Genomic DNA, 17,659 nt, shown 5'->3' on the forward strand with positions numbered 1-17,659 from the left:
GTCGTTCGAGGACGCGGGCGGCGTACGTCGTGAGTTCCCCGCGGTCGTCGACCAGTACGCACTCGGACGCAAGGCCGTCGTCCCTGTACGACCGGCGCCCCGGCGAGCCGTCCACCACCCGCGTCTCGACCCCGCGAAAAGGGGCGGCGGTGAATCCCCGCGCGGCGCTCGCGGCCCTCATCACCGGAGGCGCGCTCACGGGCCCTCGTCCACGGAGCGGTGGACGGGCCCCGCTGAATGCCGGCCCTCGGACTGAATCTGACGATTCTGATCCTGGTCGTCGTCGACCTGATCACCCGGGTGCAGGTGCCGGGCGTCGCGGCGGGTCCGCGCGCGGGCGGACCGCGAGCGTTCGTGCCCGCGGTGGTGCACGGGGTGCGGGCGGTCCACAAGACGTCCGGACGGTCGGCGCTCGACCCGACGGGGGTCGCGGCTACGGTCTCAGGACACCCGCTCCATCTCCAGCGGCACCGCCAGGTGGTCCCACTCCGCATCCGGGTCCGTGAGCCGGTTCAGCCGCGCCGGTACGTCGAACCCGACCAGCAGCACCACGATCACCGTGCCCGCGAAGGTCAGCACGGCCAGTGCCTGGCCCAGGTCCATGCCGGACGCGAGATGCGCCCCGAGCACCGGTGCGACGGCGCCGCCCAGCGCTCCCACGTTGTACGTGAAGCCGAGCGCCGCGCCCCGGCTCCGGGTCGGGAAGTGGCCGCCGATGTAGCGCGGCAGCAGCCCCGAGATACCGAAACTCGTCGCCTGCAGCACGAAGAGCAGGACGCCGAGCAACAGCAGATTGTTGTGCACGGCGAAGACCGGGTAGACGAAGGCGAGCGATGCCAGCAGCGTCAGGGCGTACGCCTTCCTCGCGCCGATCCGGTCACCCAGGAAGCCCGCCGTCCAGCAGCCGACCATCGTGCCGAAGCCCGCGAAGTAGAGGACATCGGTGACCTGGTCGGGGGTGTAACCCAGCTCCGTCTTCAGATACGTGGGCAACAGCGCCTGGATCGGCCACGAGTACAGGAACGCGAAGAACAGCGTCACGATCATCGACAGATACAGCACCCGGCTGCGCTTCCCGCCCAGCTGCACGGCGAACGCGGCGAGCGTCAGGCCGGCGACCACCGACAGCACCGGCACCATCCCCGTACCGGTCGGGGTGAAGATCATGAAGAGAGAGACGGTGGCGAGGACGACGAGCATCGTGTTGACGGTGGCCCGGGCGCGGGTGACGAACAGCGGCCGGAACGGGTTGGGCCTGGCGCCCTTCTCGGCGACGGACTCCGTCCACGCCTCGGCCTCCGGGAGCGCCCGCCGCATCCACAGCGCGATCGCGATCGGGATCACGCCCAGGTAGAACATCCAGCGCCAGCCGAGGGACGGCACGACCCAGTTGTAGACCTGTGCGGCGAGCACCGAGCCGACCGAGAAGCCGGAGATCAGGAAGCCGCTGGCCCGGCTGCGAAGATTCGCCGGCCAGCTCTCCATCACATACGTGGAACTGGCGCTGTACTCACCGGCCATGCCCATGCCGATGGCCAGCCGGGCGGCGAACAGACTGTGGTAGTTCCAGGCGAACCCGCAGGCGAAGGTGCCGAGCGAGTACAACAGGATCGACAGGATCATGGAGAGCTTGCGTCCGAACCGGTCTCCGACGGCGCCGAGCACCGCACCGCCCAGCCAGCGGGTGATGAACGCACCGGAGACCAGACTGGCCGCCTGCACCGTGCTCAGACCGAAGTCGTCACTGATCTCGGTGAGGACGAGAGTGATCAGCACGAAGTCGAAGCCGTCGAGGACGTAACCGATCCAGGCGGCGAAGAACGACTTCCACTGGGTGGGGCTCACCTCGCGGTACCAGGGGAGCGAGGGGGGCGTGGTGGTCTGCACGGTGTCTCCAGGATGCGGCACGGCGCTCGCCATCGAGCGACCGCCCGCGTGGTGGGGGGCTGGTTCAGGGCCGGGCTATGCCCGCCACGAAGCGCGTGGTCAGGGCGGTGGGAGCGGTGATGGCGGTGCCGACGACGATGCTGTGGGCGCCGCGGTCCAGGGCCTCGGCGGCCTCTTCGGGGGTGTTGATACGGCCTTCGGCGACCACCGGGACGTCGATCGCGGCGGACAGTGCCGCCACCAGGTCGAGATCGGGACCGGTCTGCCGCGGCGTGCCGGGCACATAGCCCGACAGCGTCGTCGAGACGAAGTCCGCGCCCTGTGCGGCCGCGGCGACGCCCTCGGCGAGCGTCGACACATCCGCCATGACCAGCGCACCGGCCTCGTGGACCGCGGTGACCAGCTCGGCGAAGGCCGAGCCGTCGGGGCGCGGCCGGTCGGTGGCGTCGGCGGCGACGACCGCGGCGCCCGCCGCGGCGATTTCCAGGGCGTGCCGGACGGTCGGGGTGATGTAGACGCCGTTGTCGCCGTCCTTCCAGAGCCCGATGACCGGCAGTTCGACGGCTGCGGTGATCGCGGCGACGACCTCCGGCTCATTGGCCCGGATCGCGGCGGCGCCACCGGCGGCGGCGGACTGTGCGAGCCGGACCAGGGTGCCGGTCTCCCGCATCGGGTCACCCGGAGGCGCTTGACAGGACACGATCAACTTGCCCTGGAGGGAGCCGGTCAGTTCCTGCGGGGTCATCGGAGAGCTCCTGGCTGGTGGAGGGGGAGAGCGGTGGTCAGGGCGGCGGCGCCGAGCACCGCGGCGTCGTGGCCGAACAACGGCGCGACGGGTACGAGTTCCCGCAGCGGCGGCATCAGCTCGGCGGCGAACGCCGCGGCGAGCGCATCGCCGTACAGCGAGCCGATCCGGGGGACGCCGCCGCCGATGACGACCCGGTCGGGGCCGAGGGCATTGGCGAGCCCGCCGAGCACCCGACCGGTGGCGGCCGCGCCGGAGGTGATGGCGTGGACGGCGTCCGTATCGCCCCGCGCGGCCCGCTCGGCCACGGTCTCGAGCCGGTCCACCGAGGTGCCGGTGAGCCGTTCGTAGTGGGCGGCGATGCCGGGGCCGGAGGCGATGACCTCCAGGTGGCCGGTGGCACCGCAGGTGCAGGGCAGTCCAGCGGCCTCAGGGCTCGGCAGATGGCCGAGATGTCCGGCGATGCCGGAGGCACCGTGCAGCATCCGCCCGTCGACGGCGACCGCGCCGCCCACACCGGTACCGATCGCCGCGAACAGCAGTGACGCATGGGCCGAAACCTCCGCGACCAGTGCGGCGAGCTCCGGCCCGGCAGTGGCGCGTACGTCGTTGTCGCAGGCCACCGGTAGTCCGGTACGGTCCGCGAGCCCGGCACCGAGCGCGGTGCCCGCCCAGCCGCGGAGCGAGTCGGTGGCGCTGGTGACCCTGCCGGTACGGGGATCGACGACTCCGGCGGCGGCGATGCCCAGCGCGGTGGCGAGCCGCGCCGGGTCGACCTCGGCGGCCGCCGCCGCGAGCGCGTCGAGCACGGCCGGGGCGCCGTCCCGGGCCGGGGTGGGCCGGGTGTACCGCGCCAGGACGGTGCCGTCCGCGCCGAGGAGCGCGGCGGCGATCTTCGTACCACCGAGATCGAGTCCGATCACCGGGGCGCCGGTGGCCGTGGACGGCGGGCTCTGGCTCATCGGCCTGCGGGCAGGCCGGCGGCGCGCAGCCGCTGCGCCACCAGGGCGACCGACTCGTCGCTCAGCTGGATCTGCGGGAACGCGGTGTCGCCGCACGCGATGATCCCGAGCAGCTGCAGCGCTGCCTTGAACGCCCCGAGCGCCGACGAGCTGCGGCCCATGTCCGCCTCCGGGCCGACATCGACCATGGCGAACAGTGCGACGAGCCGCTCCTGCTCCCTCGCCGCGAGCGCCCAGTCGCCGGCCCGCGCGGCGTCGTACAGCCGGACGTACCCGGCCGGGTCGACATTGCCGATGCCCGGCACGACACCGTCGACGCCGGCCAGCAGCGCCGCGTCCACGGTGAGTTCGGAACCGGTGAGGATGCTGAACTCCGGAGCCGGTCCCTCCCTGCGGCCCTCGCGCCCGCCGAGCTCCACGATCAGCCGGCGCAGCCCGCCCTCGTCGCCGCTGCTGTCCTTGAGGCCGGCGAGTGTGCCGTCCTCGGCGAGCTCGCGCACCAGCGCGGAGGAGAGCTTGCTGTGGACGGCGACCGGGATGTCGTAGGCGAACAGCGGCAGATCGACGGCCGCCCGCAGCCGGCGGAAGTGCTGGGCGATCTCCTTGCCGTGGGTGCGGGTGTAGAACGGCGCGGTCGCGACCAGTGCGTCCGCGCCGAGGCCGGCGGCGGCCTTGGCGTGCTCGGCGACGCGTGCGGTGGTGGTGTCGATGACGCCCGCCAGTACCGGGACGCGGCCGTCGGTCACACGGACGACGGTCTCCAGCGTCGTGGCGCGCTGCTCGTCGGTGAGGTAGGCGACCTCACTGGTGGAACCGAGCGCGAAGAGTCCGTGCACGCCGCCGCCGATGAGGTGCTCGACCAGGTCGGCCAGAGAGGCGGTGTCGACCTCCCCGTGGGAGTCGAGCGGGGTGCAGACCGGCGGGACGACGCCGTGCAGCGGTGCGGTCAGAGACATGGTGAAGACTCCAGCTTGTCGGTACACCGATCGCGGCCTGTGGCGGCTGCGCAGTGACATGAGACGTAAGATGTCCTATGTCTGACCTCACCTTAAACAGATGCTCCTGCGACCGGTCAAGGGGCAACGGCACCTCAGGAGGACGTTGTGGCGCGGCCCACGATGGCTCAGGACATAGAACGCCAGGTCAAGGAGCTGATCCTGGAACGCAGGCTCGGTCCGGGCGACGCACTGCCCACCGAGGCCGAGCTGATGGAGATGTTCGGGGTCGGACGTGTCTCCGTGCGCGAGGCCCTGAAGGCGCTCCAGGCCGTCAACGTCGTGGAGATCCGCCGTGGCTTCGGCACGTTCGTCGGCTCACTCTCCCTCTCGCCGTTCGTCGAGGCGCTCGCCTTCCGCGCCGCCGTCCGGCACGGCCGGGGGGAGCCCGGGCTCGCCGAGCTGATGAAGGTGCGGGAGGCGCTGGAGGCGGGGCTGGTCGGAGCCGTCACAGCCGGTATCCCGGAGGAGGATCTGGCCGTGCTGTACGGGCTCGTGGCGAAGATGGAGGCCGAGGCGCGCACCGGACGCGTCGCGCGATCCACCGACCGCGCGTTCCATCTCGCGCTGTACTCCTCGCTCGACAATCACCTGCTGAGCGAGGTGCTGGACGCGTTCTGGGCGGCCATGGACCGGGTGCGCGAGGACATCGACGACGGCCACCAGGACCCCGGGGTCACCTGCGCCCAGCACCGCGAGATCGTCGCGGCGGTCGCGGCGGCGGACGGGGAACGGGCGGTGCGGGCGATGCGCACCCACTTCGACGGCATCCGCACGCGGCTCGAACGCTGACCGGAGTCGAGCCCGCGGGGCACACCGCGTCCGGCGGGCAGAATCAAGCACTCCGGGCGTGTACGCCCGGCGGGGCGAAATGAAGCACGCCGGGCACATCGCGCCCGGCAGGGTGCGATCGGGCCGGTCCGGCGATGGAGGCGGAGCCGAGCCGAAGGCCGCGCAACCCCGTCACCGGGCAGACCTCACGCCGAGGCGGCTCTCCCCATCACGGCGGCAACCGCCATCCGCACGGCCGGCCCCGTCACCGCCACCGCGCAGGCGGCTGCTCGCCCACACCGTGCTCCAGGCCGCGCTGGTCGTCGTCCTCGGCGCCGCGGCGGGCGCCGTCCTCGCCGCAGCCTTCGGGCTGCTGGTCGGTGAGCAGGTGCCGTTCAGTCTGCCCACCGCCACGCTCGCCGTCACCATGTGCACCGTGGCCGCCGTCGGCCTCGCGGGCGCCGCCCTGCCCCTGCGCCGGGTCACCACCGCCGACCCACCGACCATGCTGGGAGCCAACCGATGAGCCTCGAACTGACCGGCGTCACCGTCGAATTCGGTCGCGCCGACGCCCGGACCACCGTCCTCGACGGCCTCGACATCACCTTCGAGCCCGGCTGTACGACCGCGCTCGTCGGCCCGTCCGGATCAGGCAAGTCCACCCTGCTTGCCGTCGCGGGCGCCCTGCTGCGGCCCACCACCGGCCAGGTCCTGCTGGACGGCGAGGACCTGGCGACCCGCACCGACGCACAGCGTGCGGCGGTCCGCCGCGAACGGATCGGCTACATGTTCCGGAGCGGCAATCTGCTCTCCGGGCTGCCCGCCGTCGAACAGCTCCTGGCCGCCGTGCACATCAGCGGCAGGCGCCCTCGGCGCGTACCGTGCACGCGCCGAGGAAGCGCTGACCGAGGTCGGCCTCGGCCACCGCCTGCGCCATCGCCCGGAAGGGCTCTCCGGCGGCGAACGCCAGCGCGTGGCCCTGGCCCGCGCACTGTTCCTCGCGCCGAAGCTGCTGCTGGTCGACGAACCGACCGCGGCCGTCGACCGCTCACAGGCGGGCGAACTGGCCGCTCTCCTCGCCGACCGCACCCGTCGGGACGGCGCCAGGATCAGAGCCAGACAGAAGACGTCTGACGTCCTGTCGGCACACGGACCCTAGGCATCGCCGCGGCACTCGTCAAGGGCTCGCCGGGCCAGGTCCTGCGAGCGGCAGGGCCTGGCTCCGTTCCCCGGCGGGCGTCGGCGCCCCGGTCAGTCCACGGCCGCCGCGTCGCGGGCGCGGGCCTCCGAGATCCGCCGCCTGACCGGCGCGTAGTGCTCGCCCAGCGCCTTCGTGAACCCGGCGATGTCACCGGCTCGCGCGGCGTCCACGATGTTCTGGTGGGCGGCGATCGTCGCCGTCTCGTCGGCATGCGTGAATCCGTCGAGATGCGGCGCGACGATCGCGTACACATCCCAGAAGGCCATCGACAGCTGGCCGATCAGCTGATTGCCGAGCGGTGCCACCAGCAGCGCGTGGAACGCCCGGTCGGCTTCCACGAAGCCTTTCCCCTCCTGTGCCCCGGTCGCGCGCATGGTGGCCACCAGGCCTTCCAGGGAGTCGAGCTGCTCCGGGGTCAGCAGTGAGACGATCCGGTCGGCCATCCCGCGTTCGAAGAGCTCGCGCACGTCGACGAGGTCGGCCATCACCCGGAAGTCGTCGTCGGGGGAGAGCAGCCCGCGGAAGGTCAGGCTCTCCACCAGGGCGGACAGGCTCAGTCGGCCGACGTATGTGCCGTGCCCGTGGCGGACCTCGACGATGTCCAGCGCATTGAGGATCTTGACGGCCTCGCGGACGCTGGAACGGCTGGCGCCGAGCGCTTCGCACAGGGCCGGCTCGGTGGGCAGCGGGTCCCCGGGGCGAAGTCGCTTCTCGAGGATGTAGCGCTTGATGCCCTCGACGACTTCCTGCCGGAGCAGCTGCCGGCCGGGCCTCGTACCGGACATATGTGAACTCCCCACCTCTTGACCCCTCTCCATTGTCAAGCTACGTTCCCACGCTATCAAGGCATCAGACATCTGACGTCTTATGCTTCGGGCTTCGTGATCTTCGTGATCCTGTTTCCGCCCTCGTTCTTTCCCGCCCTTTCGTCCCACCCCCGACGTCCCTGGAGGACCCGTGCCCGAGCTGAGATCAGCCGGTGTCGAGCGCCGCACCTTCCTGCGTTACACCGCTGCCGTCGGTGCGGCAGCAGCCATCACGGCGAGCCTTTCCGCATGCGGCGGACCGACTTCGACCACCGACGGTTCGTCGGGCAAGGGCGGCGGCAGCGGCCTCATCGAGGCCGGTCTCTCATACCCCCTGTCGACCGGCTTCGACCCGATGATCACTTCGGGCGCGACTCCGTACGCCGCCAACATGCACATCTTCGAAGGCCTCGTGGATCTCGATCCTTCAACGCTCGTGGCCCGTCCCGCGCTCGCCACCGAGATGCCGAAGAAGATCAACGCCACGACCTACCGGGCCACGCTCCGCAAGGGCGCCACCTTCCACGACGGATCGCCGGTCACCGCCGACGACGTGGTGTTCAGCTTCGAACGCATCCTGGACCCGAAGAACGCCTCACTGATGGCGCAGTTCGTGCCGTTCATCGACACGGTCGAGGCCATCGACGCGAGCACGGTCGAGTTCAAGCTCACGTACGCCTTCGCGCTCTTCCCGTCCCGTATCGCCGTGGTCCGGATCGTCCCGAGGAAGATCGTCGAGCCCGACCCCAAGGCGTTCGACGCCAAGCCGGTCGGCTCCGGGCCGTACGCGTTCGTCTCGGCCACCCGCGAGGACAAGATCGTCTTCGAGGCCTACGACAAGTACAACGGCCCGCACCCGGCCAAGGCCGAGAAGATGATCTGGCGCCTGATGTCGGACCAGTCGGCGCGCGTCAGCGCCATGGAGTCCGGCCGGGTCCAGGCCATCGAGGACGTCCCGTACATCGACGTGAAGCGGCTCTCCGGCTCCACCAGGACCGAGTCGGTGCAGTCCTTCGGGCTGCTCTTCCTGATGTTCAACACCGCCGACAAGCGGTTCGCCGACAAGCGGGTGCGCCAGGCGATGCACTACGCCCTGGACACCGAGAAGATCATCTCCACCGCGATGGTCGGCAACGCCGCGGCGGCCACGGGCTATGTCCCGGCCACCCACCCCGACTACCACAAGGCCGCCACCGTCTACACGCACGACGTGGCCAGGGCGAAGAAACTGCTCGCCGACGCGGGCGTCGAGGACCTGTCCTTCACGGTGCTCACCACCGACACCGGCTGGGTCAAGGACATCGCCCCGTTGCTGAAGGAGAGCTGGGAGGCGGCGGGCGTCGAGGTCACGCTCGACATCGCACAGTCGCCCGCCCAGTACGCCAAGATCGACAAGGGCGGCTTCGACGTCCTCGTCGCCCCCGGCGACCCGTCCGTCTTCGGCAACGACGCCGATCTGCTGCTGCGCTGGTTCTACTACGGCTTCTGGCCGGAGAGCCGGTACGGCTGGGGCAAGTCCGCCGCGTACAAGCAGGTCAAGCAGCTCCTCGACAAGGCTGCCCAGGCGGCCGACGAGACGAAGCGCAAGGAGCTGTGGGGCCAGGTCACCGACCTCGTCGCCGACGAGGCCGCGCTCTACCCGATCCTGCACCGGAAGCTGCCCACCGCCTGGAACGAGAAGGCCCTGCCCGGCTTCAAGCCACTGCCCACCACGGGCCTGTCGTTCCTGGACGTCAGCCGCGCCTGACCGCGCGACGCCCGACCGGGCCGGCGGGGGAAACGCCGCGCCCGTGATCCGCCGCCGTGCATCCGTCCGACGGACATCCGGCGACGGATGCCCCACGCCCGATCACCCGGCGCCGAACCACCGCACCCGATCACCCGGTCCGGTCCACCCCAGCCAGGTGGACCGGACCCGGCCGACCAACCGCAAGGAACCCGACGATGGTTGCTTTTCTCCGGCTCGCGCTGCGCCGCGTCGCGATGATGCCGGTGATGATCCTCGGCATCGCGCTGCTCGTCTTCGTGGTGTTGCAGTTCTCGCCGGTCGACCCGGCCTTCAACGCGCTCGGGGAGAGCGCCACCCCCGAGGCCCGTGCGGCCTTCGCCGAGGCCAACGGGCTGGACGACCCGCTGCCTGTGCGGTACTTCCACTTCCTCGGACAGCTGCTCCACTTCGACCTCGGGATGACCGTCCCGCCGAGCCAGCCCGTCTTCGACCGGATCACCGCCGCCTTCCCGCTCACCGTGCAGCTGACGTTCCTCGGGCTGATCGTCGCCGTCGTCCTCGCCGTCCTGTTCGGTGTGACCGGCGCGATGTACCGGGACCGCTGGCCCGACCAGCTGTTCCGGGTGCTGTCCATGGCGGGGGTCGCCATCCCGTCCTTCTGGCTCGGGGTGCTGCTCATCCAGCAGTTCGCACTGAACACGCCGGTCTTCCCGACCGGCGGATACACCAACCCGGCCGATTCCTTCAGCGGCTGGCTCACCACCATGGCGCTGCCCGCGGTCTCGCTCGCACTCCCGGTGGCCGCCTCGCTCGCCCGTCTCGTACGGACGTCGATGGTCGCCGAACTCGACCGTGACTACGTCCGCACCGCCCGCGGCAACGGACTGCCGCCGCTCCTGGTCATCCGATCGGTGCTGCGCAACGCGCTCGTCACCCCGCTGACCGTGCTCGGCATCAAGGTCGGCTACCTGCTCAGCGGCGCCGTCGTCATCGAAGCGATCTTCGACCTGCCGGGCATGGGCAAGCTCATCCTCGAAGGTGTCACCGGCGGCGATGTCGCCCTGGTCCAGGGCACCGTACTGACCATCGCCATCGCGTTCCTGGTGGTCAACGTCATCGTCGACCTGCTCTATCTGCTGGTCAATCCGCGCATCAGGACGGTGTGACATGTTCACCACGGGCCGACCGGCCAACAGACTGTCCCGACCGGGCATCGCGTTCCGCGCCCTTCCGGTCACCTCCCGCATCGCGCTCGGCGTGCTGCTCGTCGTCATCCTCGGCGCCGTCCTCGCCCCGCTGATCGCCCAGGACCCGCTGACCACCGGCACCCCGGTGCAAGCGCCCAGCGGAGCCCACTGGTTCGGAACCGACCGGGCCGGCCGCGACGTCTTCGCCCGGGTCGTGCACGGCTCCCGCTACTCACTCGTCATCGGACTCGGTGCGACCGCCGTCGCCCTGGCCGCCGGCGCCGTCCTCGGTTCGCTCGCCGCGACCTCCCGCAGGCTCGGCGACGAGTCCGTCATGCGCACCCTCGACGTCGTGATGTCGTTCCCGCCGATCGCACTGGCCGCCGTCCTCGTGGCGGTCTTCGGCACCAGCATCCCGGTGATCATCTTCACCGTCGCGTTCGTCTACACCCCGTCGCTGGCCCGCGTGGTCCGCGCCAATGTGCTGTCCCAGTACGGCGAGGACTACGTCGCCGCCGAGAAGGTCATCGGCGCCCGCCGCGGCCACATCGTGCTCCGTCATGTCGCCGTCAACTGCATGGCCCCCGTCATGGTGTTCGCCACCGTCATGGTCGCCGAGGCGATCATCTTCGAGGCCAGCCTCTCCTTCATCGGCGCCGGAGTGCAGGACCCCGACCCCAGCTGGGGCAGTGTCCTCGCCTACGGCCGGCAGATTCTCCTGGCCGGCGGCTGGTGGGCCACCTTCTTCCCCGGCCTCGCGCTGCTGATCACCGTCCTCGCGCTCAACATCCTCTCCGAGGGGCTCACCGACGCCTCCGCCGCGCCGAAGAGCGCCCGCGCCGCCACCGACCCCACCACGGCCACGGCCCCCGACCCCGTCGAGGCCGCATCCAGCGTGGACATCGACGCCGCCCTCGCCAAGCTCGCGAACCGCGTCGGCGCCACCGATCCGACCATCACTGCGGTACGTGAGGACGCCGCCGAACTCCTCGTCGTACGCGACCTCGCGATCCGCTTCCCCGACCGCTACGGTGCCATCCCCGTCGTCGACCGGCTCGACTTCACCGTCCACGAGGGGGAGACCCTCGGCCTGGTCGGTGAGTCCGGCTGCGGCAAGTCCATCACCAGCCTCGCCGTGATGGGGCTCCTCGCCCGCAACGCCGAGGTCAGCGGCGAGATCCTGTACCGCGGCCGGGACCTGCTGAAACTCCCGCCGAAGGAACGGCGCGCCCTGATGGGCCCCGAGATCGCGATGGTCTACCAGGACGCGCTCTCCTCCCTCAACCCGTCCGTACTCGTCGGCACCCAGCTGAAGCAGCTCACCTCGCGCGGCGGCACGAAAACCCCCGCCGAACTCCTCGAACTGGTCGGCCTTGCCCCCGAACGCACCCTGCGCAGCTACCCGCACGAGCTCTCCGGCGGCCAGCGCCAGCGTGTCCTGATCGCCATGGCCCTGTCCCGCAGTCCGCGTCTGCTCATCGCGGACGAGCCGACCACCGCCCTCGACGTCACCGTCCAGGCCCAGGTCGTCGAACTCCTCGTCCGGCTCCGCGAAGAGCTCGGCTTCGCCATGGTTCTCGTCTCTCACGACCTCGCGCTCGTCGGCGACCTCGCGCACCGCGTCGCCGTGATGTACGCGGGCCGCCTCGCCGAGATCGGCGCCACCCGCTCCGTGCTCACCGATCCCACCCACCACTACAGCCGCGGCCTCCTGGGCTCGGTCGTCTCCCTGGAAGCGGGCGCCGGCCGGCTGCACCAGATCCGCGGCATCGTCCCCGGCCCGCAGGGCTTCGGCGAGGGCTGCCGCTTCGCCTCGCGCTGCGCCGCAGCCACCGAGCTGTGCCGCACCACCACCCCCGGTCTCACGCGGCGTGGCACCACGAACGACCACGGCTTCGCCTGCCACCACCCGGCGCAGGCCGTACTGCTGGAAGGGAGCGCCCTGTGATCAGGCTCGACGGCGTCCACGTACGCCACAAGGCCCGCAGCGGCGGGGTGTTCCGCCGCAACGCGGTGCATGCCCTGACCGACGCCACCCTGGAGGTGGGGCGCGGTGAGATCGTCGGCCTGGTCGGCGAGTCCGGCTGCGGCAAGTCCACCCTCGCCCGGGTGCTGACCGGACTGCAGAAGCCCACCGAGGGCCAGGTCCACTTCCACGGCAGCGACCTGTGGAAGATGTCCGCCGACCGGCGCCGCGATGAATTCGGCTCCGCCGTCGGCGTCGTCTTCCAGGACCCGTCCACCGCCCTCAATCCGCGGCTCACGGTCAGCCAGATCCTTCGCGACCCCCTCGACGTGCACCGGCGCGGTTCGCGCGAGGAGCGCGAGGCACGCGTCGAGGAGCTGCTCGACCTGGTCGGGCTGCCCGGCCACACCCTCGCCGCCCTGCCCGGACAGCTCTCCGGCGGTCAGCGCCAACGCGTCGCCATCGCCCGCGCCCTCGCCCTCGAACCGGAGCTGATCGTCGCCGACGAACCGACCTCCGCCCTCGACGTCTCCGTCCGTGCCCAGGTCCTCAACCTCCTCGTCGACCTGCGTGAACGCCTGGGCCTCGGCATGGTGTTCATCTCGCACGACATCCAGACCGTGCGCTACCTCGCCGACCGCATCGCCGTCCTCTACCTCGGCCGCATCGTCGAGGAGGGGCGCGCGGCGGATGTAGCGGGCGCCCCCGCGCACCCGTACACCGAGGCACTGCTCTCAGCGACCCCCAGCCTGCTGGAGGCCACCGAACGGATCGTGCTGACGGGCCCCGTGCCCTCGGCCACCAACCCGCCGTCCGGCTGCCCGTTCCGCACCCGCTGCTGGAAGGCGGACGACGCGTGCGCCACGGTCTTTCCCGCCATGACCCTCGGCAGCGGTGAGCACCGCTGGCACTGCGTCCATCCCCAGCCCCCGGCGTCCCCCACCGGGGCACCGACCCCCGTACCGTCCGCAAGGAGCACCGAATGACCCCCCGAACCCCCCGCCGCACCGGAGTGATCCCGCCCGTCGTCACTCCGCTCACCGCGGACGGCGAGATCGACCGGCCCTCCCTGGAGCGGGTCGTCGGCCATCTGCTGGCCGGCGGGGTCAGCGGACTGTTCGCCCTCGGCAGCTCGGGCGAGACGGCCTATCTGACGCCCGGGCAGCAGGACGAGGTCATCAAGGTCATCACGGCCGCGGCCGCCGGACAGGTCCCCGTCCTCGTCGGTGCGATCGAGACCACCACCAACCGCGCCATCGAACGGGCTCGCGTCGCCGCGGCGCTCGGAGCCGAGGCGGTCGTCGTCACCGCGCCGTTCTACACCCGCACCCATGACGCCGAGATCGACCGGCACTTCCGTGACGTCGCCGCCGCCCTCGACCTGCCGGTCCTCGCGTACGACGTGCCGGTCTGCGTCCACAGCAAGCTCGACCCGGAACTCCTGCTGGAGCTCGCCGCGGACGGCGTGCTGGCCGGGGTGAAGGACTCCAGCGGTGACGACGGCTCGTTCCGCCGGCTCGCCCTCGGCGCCCGCGAACTGTCCGGGTTCTCCGTGCTCACCGGCCATGAGCTGGTCGTCGACGCGATGATGCTCGCCGGCGCCGACGGCTCCGTTCCCGGGCTCGGCAATGTCGACCCGCACGGGTACGTACGTCTTCACGAGGCCGCGGTACGGGGTGACTGGGCCACCGCCAAGGCCGAACAGGACCGCCTGGTCGACCTGTTCGACATCATTCGCGCGGCCTGCCCCGGCACGGCCTCCGCCACCGCCGCCGGCCTCGGTGCGTTCAAGACGGCGCTGATGCTGCGCGGCGTCATCACCACCAATGTGATGAGCCCGCCGATGCGCCGTCTGGACGCCGCGGAGACCGCGAGGATCGCCGCGTGCCTGGACCGCGCCGGGCTGTCCCGCCCCTGACGAGCCCCTGCGGAAACAGGTCCGGTAGGACAGCCGAAGCTGTCCTACCGGACCTGTCCGCGATTCAGCTGTTACATCACTTCTGCCCGGCGCGGGCGCGACGCATCAGCACCGTACCGCCGAGCAGCAGGGCGACGCTCGCTCCGGCCGCCAGGCCGAGGTCGGCGGCCCCGGTGTGGGCCAGCTGCGAGTCGGCGTGGTTCGGGGTGCGCGGCACTGTCGTATTGGAGATGGGCACGGTGGTGGTCGGGGGAACGGTGGTGGGCGGCACGGTGGTGGGGGGCACCGTGGTGGGGGGAACGGTGATGGGAGGCACCGTGATGGGGGGAACGGTGATGGGGGGAACGGTGACGGGCGGAACGGTGATGGGTGGCACCGTGACGGGCGGCACCGTGACGGGAGGAACGGTGACGGGGGGAACGGTGACGGGGGGAACGGTGACGGGGGGCACCGTGGTGGGCGGCACTTCCGTTGACGGCCGGTCCACGTTGGCGCACCCGTTGCCGGACGCGGGGTTCAGCGCACCGACGACATCGACGGAGTTGCCGCAGACGTTGACCGGGATATCGACAGGAGCCTGGATCAGGTTTCCCGACAGCACCCCGTGGGAGTCGCTGGTTGAGCCCTCGGCGCTCGCGCCCCGGGTCCCGTCGCCGTTTTGACCGCTGTCGGTGTTCTCGCACCCGTTACCGAAGGCCGGGTTCAACAGCCCGACCACATTGACCGTGTTGCCGCAGATGTTGACGGGAACGTGCACCGGCACCTGCACGGCGTTGCCGGAGCCGACGCCCGACGAATCGGCGGCCGTCCCGTCGGCCGAGGCATCCGCGAACGCGTAGCCGCCGGCCGCGGTCAGGATTCCTGACGCCGCCGCCATGACGATCATGCTTTTACTCAAGGCTTTTCGCATTGGTTGTCCTTTCTTAGGACATCGTGCGCGGGCGGAATGCCCACATTTCTCTCACTAGGCGGTGGCAGTTACCGCCCGGGGCTGCCGCCCCGACGGTTCTCCATGTCCGTGTTCGACAAGCGGTGGTCGCGTCGCGGCGGAATCAGCGAATCCCTGCCGTACGCGTTCCGGAAGTGCGCTTGTCGACAGTCGTAACGATGGGGAATTGGTGAAGGAAACTCGAAAGTCCACGGGAATTGTGTGACCACCCGGACGGATGACGCATGTGTGTTCGTCAACCCGTTGTTCAGACGGAACTGTGGGTTTCTTGGCGTGCTCTCGCACGGGTGTCCGTGACGTCCTGGCATTCGGGTGAACGAAGAGAACCGAACGCCCTGCCCCGAGTTGGGCAGGGTGCTCCGACACGGGGTGTCACGTACGCGAAGGGTGAATCGTGATCAAGAAGGTTCTGGCTACGGGTGCCGTCGCCGCCTCCATGGTCGGCGTCTCGGCCACGCTCGCTCCGCAGGCGATGGCCATCGGCAACGACACCGGCACCACGTCGGTCAACGGCAACGGTGCCTCGCGGTCCTTCGGCAACTCCGAGACCCGTGGTGACCGGAGCCTGCAGTTCGGCCTGGTCCGGGGCGGCCTGAACAAGCCCTGTGTCGGCCTCCCGGCCGAGGTCAACGCCGGTTCGCTCCCCGGTGTCGTTCCGATCCCGGTCCAGGACGCCAACGTCCTGTCCTCGCCACGGAACCAGCAGTGCGCCGAGAACTCCACCCAGGCCGGGGGCGACGAGGCCCTGTCGCGCATCCTGGACAACATCCCGGTGCCCTCCGGCAACGGCGCTTCCAACGGCTGATCCAGCCGCACCGAACTGGCCCGGGACGCCGGCGTTCCTCCTCTGCGCGGCCCGGGCCTGCTGCTGCCCGCCGCTCGCTCGACGCATCGGAGATGCCCGATGAATTCGGCGGTGGCGCCGGACGATCGGGATATTGCGTCATTCGGGCGGATTTCCAAGAATTCTCTCCTGGAAGAGTTTCGTGCACGGTCCTGCATCGTTACGAATTACAGTGGCGGAGTTACGAGCGATCAGGACTGCGCTCGTGCGGCACGAAAGTCGTGACCGCTCCGGACTCCGTCAATGAAAGGGATGAAAGTGAAGTACACCAAGGTTGCCGCCATCGCCGCCGGAACGCTGATGGCGATCGGTGCAGCTACGCCTGCCTTCGCCGACGCCGGTGCCGATGGCTCCGCTCTCAACTCCCAGGGCCTCATTTCCGGAAACGTCGTCCAGGCCCCGGTTCACGTTCCGGTCAACGTCACCGGCAACGCCCTGAGCGTGATCGGTCTGCTCAACTCGGCCTTCGGTAGCGCTAGCGTCAACGGCTGACCGCTGCCGGCCGAGCTCCGTGCTCATTTCCGGTTCGCCCCGGATCGCATTTCCTGCGATCCGGGGCGTTCCTCTTTTCTGCGTTCTCCGTCCCGGAGGTACGCGGCACTGCCCGGGTGCGGCGGAACGACCGGAGACATTCCACCGGCCCGGGGCGCGGAGCGCCGGCGGCTGGAGGCTGACACCCGGACAGCTGCGCAGAACGGAGTACCTGACAGTGCACCACTGATTCCGCCCCCGGAACCCCCACAACACCCGTTCCGGTGATTAGTCATGCAATCGATCGAGTGGTCCGGCAGAAAATGGAGACCGCGCAGTTGCCCGGCCGGAACCGGATCGTTATCCAGGGCGGAAGCGGCAGAAGGCACAGGTAAAGAAGGCTTGTGCGGTGCGGGGACGCGACCGGAACAGATGCCGCCGCTGAAGGGAACCCGAAAAGTGAAGTACGCGAAGACAGCTGCGTTCATTGCCGGTTCCATGATTGCTCTCGGAACGGCTGCTCCCGCCTTCGCCGTCACCACCGCCGCGGCCCCCGGTTTCAGCCTCGACGGGGGCGTCGATCAGGTGCTGGAGGCGGCGCCGGAGGGTGTCGACCCGATCGTCGACACCGTCAGCGGTGCCACCGACCCGGTGCAGAAGAAGGGCTCCCCCACCAAGGTCGCCGGTCAGGCCGCCGGCGCGGCCCAGGGTGCTGCGCCGCTGCTCGGTGGCGTGCCCCTCGGCGGCTGATCCGTCGTAAGGCGGAAGTACCCCCCCGCCCATGGGCAGCGGCGAGTCCGCCGTTGCGCAGCGCGTGACACAGGACCCGCAACACCCGTGGGGCCAGTCCGTCCACACGGCAGCCGATTCCCGGCGGCCCGGACGCACTGGCCCTCGTCCTGCCGCCGGGCAACTGCCCGAACCCCTCGTTGGAGGGGAGTACTGGGCCGGTTGCCGCAGTTGCGGCGGCCGCCACCCGTCGAACCGGGTACAGGCGTCCCATGGACCAGTACGACAGCCAACGCCCATGGGGCCGGCACCGGCACGCGGGGGACGACACCCCGATCTACGACCGCCTGCTCGCCGAATGGCAAGCCGCCCGGCGGCACCGGGACCGGGGCCGGGCACCGCGTCCCGAGCCGGGTCCGCCCCGCGCGGACGGACTCGTGCCTGCCGCGCGCACCTCCTGCGAGGACCTCGGTGAATGACCTCGAATCGTCGATGCCGG

17 protein-coding genes and 1 pseudogene are annotated in these 17,659 nt (G+C 70.6%); 12 read left to right on the forward strand and 6 right to left on the reverse strand.

The annotated features are described in order from the left end of the window. Positions 1 to 441 precede the first annotated feature (441 nt). The 4 genes from AB0I23_RS17955 to AB0I23_RS17970 are packed head-to-tail and all read right to left on the reverse strand — an operon-like array spanning position 442 to position 4,550. Positions 442 to 1,920, reverse strand: a complete 1,479-nt coding sequence (locus AB0I23_RS17955) for a sialate:H+ symport family MFS transporter (protein WP_359110274.1) — start codon at positions 1,918 to 1,920, stop codon at positions 442 to 444. A 31-nt stretch (positions 1,921 to 1,951) separates the two neighbouring features. Continuing rightward, positions 1,952 to 2,632, reverse strand: coding sequence for an N-acetylmannosamine-6-phosphate 2-epimerase (locus AB0I23_RS17960; protein WP_359110276.1), 681 nt, complete (start codon positions 2,630 to 2,632; stop codon positions 1,952 to 1,954). Further along, on the reverse strand, positions 2,629 to 3,594 hold the full coding sequence (locus tag AB0I23_RS17965) for an ROK family protein (protein WP_359110278.1): 966 nt from the start codon (positions 3,592 to 3,594) through the stop codon (positions 2,629 to 2,631). The genes AB0I23_RS17960 and AB0I23_RS17965 overlap by 4 nt, the downstream gene beginning before the upstream one ends. Continuing rightward, entirely contained in the window at positions 3,591 to 4,550 is a 960-nt protein-coding gene (locus tag AB0I23_RS17970; RefSeq protein ID WP_359110280.1) for a dihydrodipicolinate synthase family protein, read from the reverse strand. Before AB0I23_RS17970 ends, AB0I23_RS17965 begins: the two co-directional genes overlap by 4 nt. Before the next feature lie 147 nt (positions 4,551 to 4,697). Here AB0I23_RS17970 and AB0I23_RS17975 point away from each other — a divergent pair, with 147 nt between their 5' ends. The 3 genes and pseudogenes from AB0I23_RS17975 to AB0I23_RS17985 form a co-directional block, all read left to right on the forward strand. Then, a complete protein-coding gene (locus tag AB0I23_RS17975) occupies positions 4,698 to 5,381 on the forward strand; it encodes a FadR/GntR family transcriptional regulator (protein ID WP_359110282.1) in 684 nt (227 codons plus the stop codon). A gap of 79 nt (positions 5,382 to 5,460) precedes the next feature. Then, on the forward strand, positions 5,461 to 5,886 hold the full coding sequence (locus AB0I23_RS41695; protein ID WP_436846955.1) for an FtsX-like permease family protein: 426 nt from the start codon (positions 5,461 to 5,463) through the stop codon (positions 5,884 to 5,886). After that, positions 5,883 to 6,459: pseudogene (locus AB0I23_RS17985) on the forward strand (ABC transporter ATP-binding protein); the annotation flags it as partial. The gene AB0I23_RS41695 and the pseudogene AB0I23_RS17985, both read left to right, overlap by 4 nt. A 152-nt stretch (positions 6,460 to 6,611) precedes the next feature. Here the strand turns inward: AB0I23_RS17985 and AB0I23_RS17990 are convergent. Then, positions 6,612 to 7,346 carry a FadR/GntR family transcriptional regulator gene (locus AB0I23_RS17990; RefSeq protein ID WP_359110284.1) on the reverse strand — a complete coding sequence of 245 codons (735 nt, stop codon included), beginning with the start codon at positions 7,344 to 7,346 and terminating at the stop codon, positions 6,612 to 6,614. 172 nt (positions 7,347 to 7,518) lie between these two features. Here AB0I23_RS17990 and AB0I23_RS17995 point away from each other — a divergent pair, with 172 nt between their 5' ends. From AB0I23_RS17995 to AB0I23_RS18015, 5 genes are all read left to right on the forward strand, one after another. Beyond that, the gene (locus tag AB0I23_RS17995) at positions 7,519 to 9,114 is read left to right on the forward strand and encodes an ABC transporter substrate-binding protein (RefSeq protein WP_359110286.1); all 1,596 of its coding nucleotides are present in this window, start codon (positions 7,519 to 7,521) and stop codon (positions 9,112 to 9,114) included. A 197-nt stretch (positions 9,115 to 9,311) separates the two neighbouring features. Then, positions 9,312 to 10,262 (forward strand): ABC transporter permease, encoded by a 951-nt coding sequence (locus tag AB0I23_RS18000; protein WP_359110287.1) that lies wholly within the window; start codon positions 9,312 to 9,314, stop codon positions 10,260 to 10,262. A gap of 1 nt (position 10,263) precedes the next feature. Continuing rightward, positions 10,264 to 12,231: a dipeptide/oligopeptide/nickel ABC transporter permease/ATP-binding protein gene (locus AB0I23_RS18005; RefSeq protein ID WP_359110289.1), complete on the forward strand. Its 1,968-nt coding sequence runs from the start codon at positions 10,264 to 10,266 to the stop codon at positions 12,229 to 12,231. After that, positions 12,228 to 13,235, forward strand: a complete 1,008-nt coding sequence (locus AB0I23_RS18010; RefSeq protein ID WP_359110291.1) for an ABC transporter ATP-binding protein — start codon at positions 12,228 to 12,230, stop codon at positions 13,233 to 13,235. The genes AB0I23_RS18005 and AB0I23_RS18010 overlap by 4 nt, the downstream gene beginning before the upstream one ends. Further along, positions 13,232 to 14,167 carry a dihydrodipicolinate synthase family protein gene (locus AB0I23_RS18015; protein WP_359110294.1) on the forward strand — a complete coding sequence of 312 codons (936 nt, stop codon included), beginning with the start codon at positions 13,232 to 13,234 and terminating at the stop codon, positions 14,165 to 14,167. Before AB0I23_RS18010 ends, AB0I23_RS18015 begins: the two co-directional genes overlap by 4 nt. Before the next feature lie 76 nt (positions 14,168 to 14,243). Here the strand turns inward: AB0I23_RS18015 and AB0I23_RS18020 are convergent, their stop codons facing one another. Then, positions 14,244 to 15,077: a chaplin gene (locus AB0I23_RS18020; protein WP_359110296.1), complete on the reverse strand. Its 834-nt coding sequence runs from the start codon at positions 15,075 to 15,077 to the stop codon at positions 14,244 to 14,246. A 433-nt stretch (positions 15,078 to 15,510) separates the two neighbouring features. Between AB0I23_RS18020 and AB0I23_RS18025 the strand changes: the two genes are divergently transcribed. The 4 genes from AB0I23_RS18025 to AB0I23_RS18040 all read left to right on the forward strand — a co-directional run bounded on the left by AB0I23_RS18025 (position 15,511) and on the right by AB0I23_RS18040 (position 17,639). Continuing rightward, complete coding sequence (locus tag AB0I23_RS18025) at positions 15,511 to 15,921, forward strand: rodlin (protein WP_359110298.1); 411 nt, start codon at positions 15,511 to 15,513, stop codon at positions 15,919 to 15,921. Positions 15,922 to 16,218: 297 nt separating this feature from the next. Beyond that, complete coding sequence (locus AB0I23_RS18030) at positions 16,219 to 16,452, forward strand: chaplin (protein WP_359110413.1); 234 nt, start codon at positions 16,219 to 16,221, stop codon at positions 16,450 to 16,452. 438 nt (positions 16,453 to 16,890) lie between these two features. After that, positions 16,891 to 17,181 carry a hypothetical protein gene (locus AB0I23_RS18035; RefSeq protein WP_359110299.1) on the forward strand — a complete coding sequence of 97 codons (291 nt, stop codon included), beginning with the start codon at positions 16,891 to 16,893 and terminating at the stop codon, positions 17,179 to 17,181. A 251-nt stretch (positions 17,182 to 17,432) separates the two neighbouring features. Continuing rightward, entirely contained in the window at positions 17,433 to 17,639 is a 207-nt protein-coding gene (locus AB0I23_RS18040) for a hypothetical protein (RefSeq protein ID WP_359110301.1), read from the forward strand. The last annotated feature ends 20 nt before the right edge of the window (positions 17,640 to 17,659 follow it).

Origin of the sequence: Streptomyces atratus, assembly GCF_040655115.1 — a bacterium.
In the GTDB taxonomy this organism is placed as follows: Bacteria; Actinomycetota; Actinomycetes; order Streptomycetales; family Streptomycetaceae; genus Streptomyces; species Streptomyces atratus_D.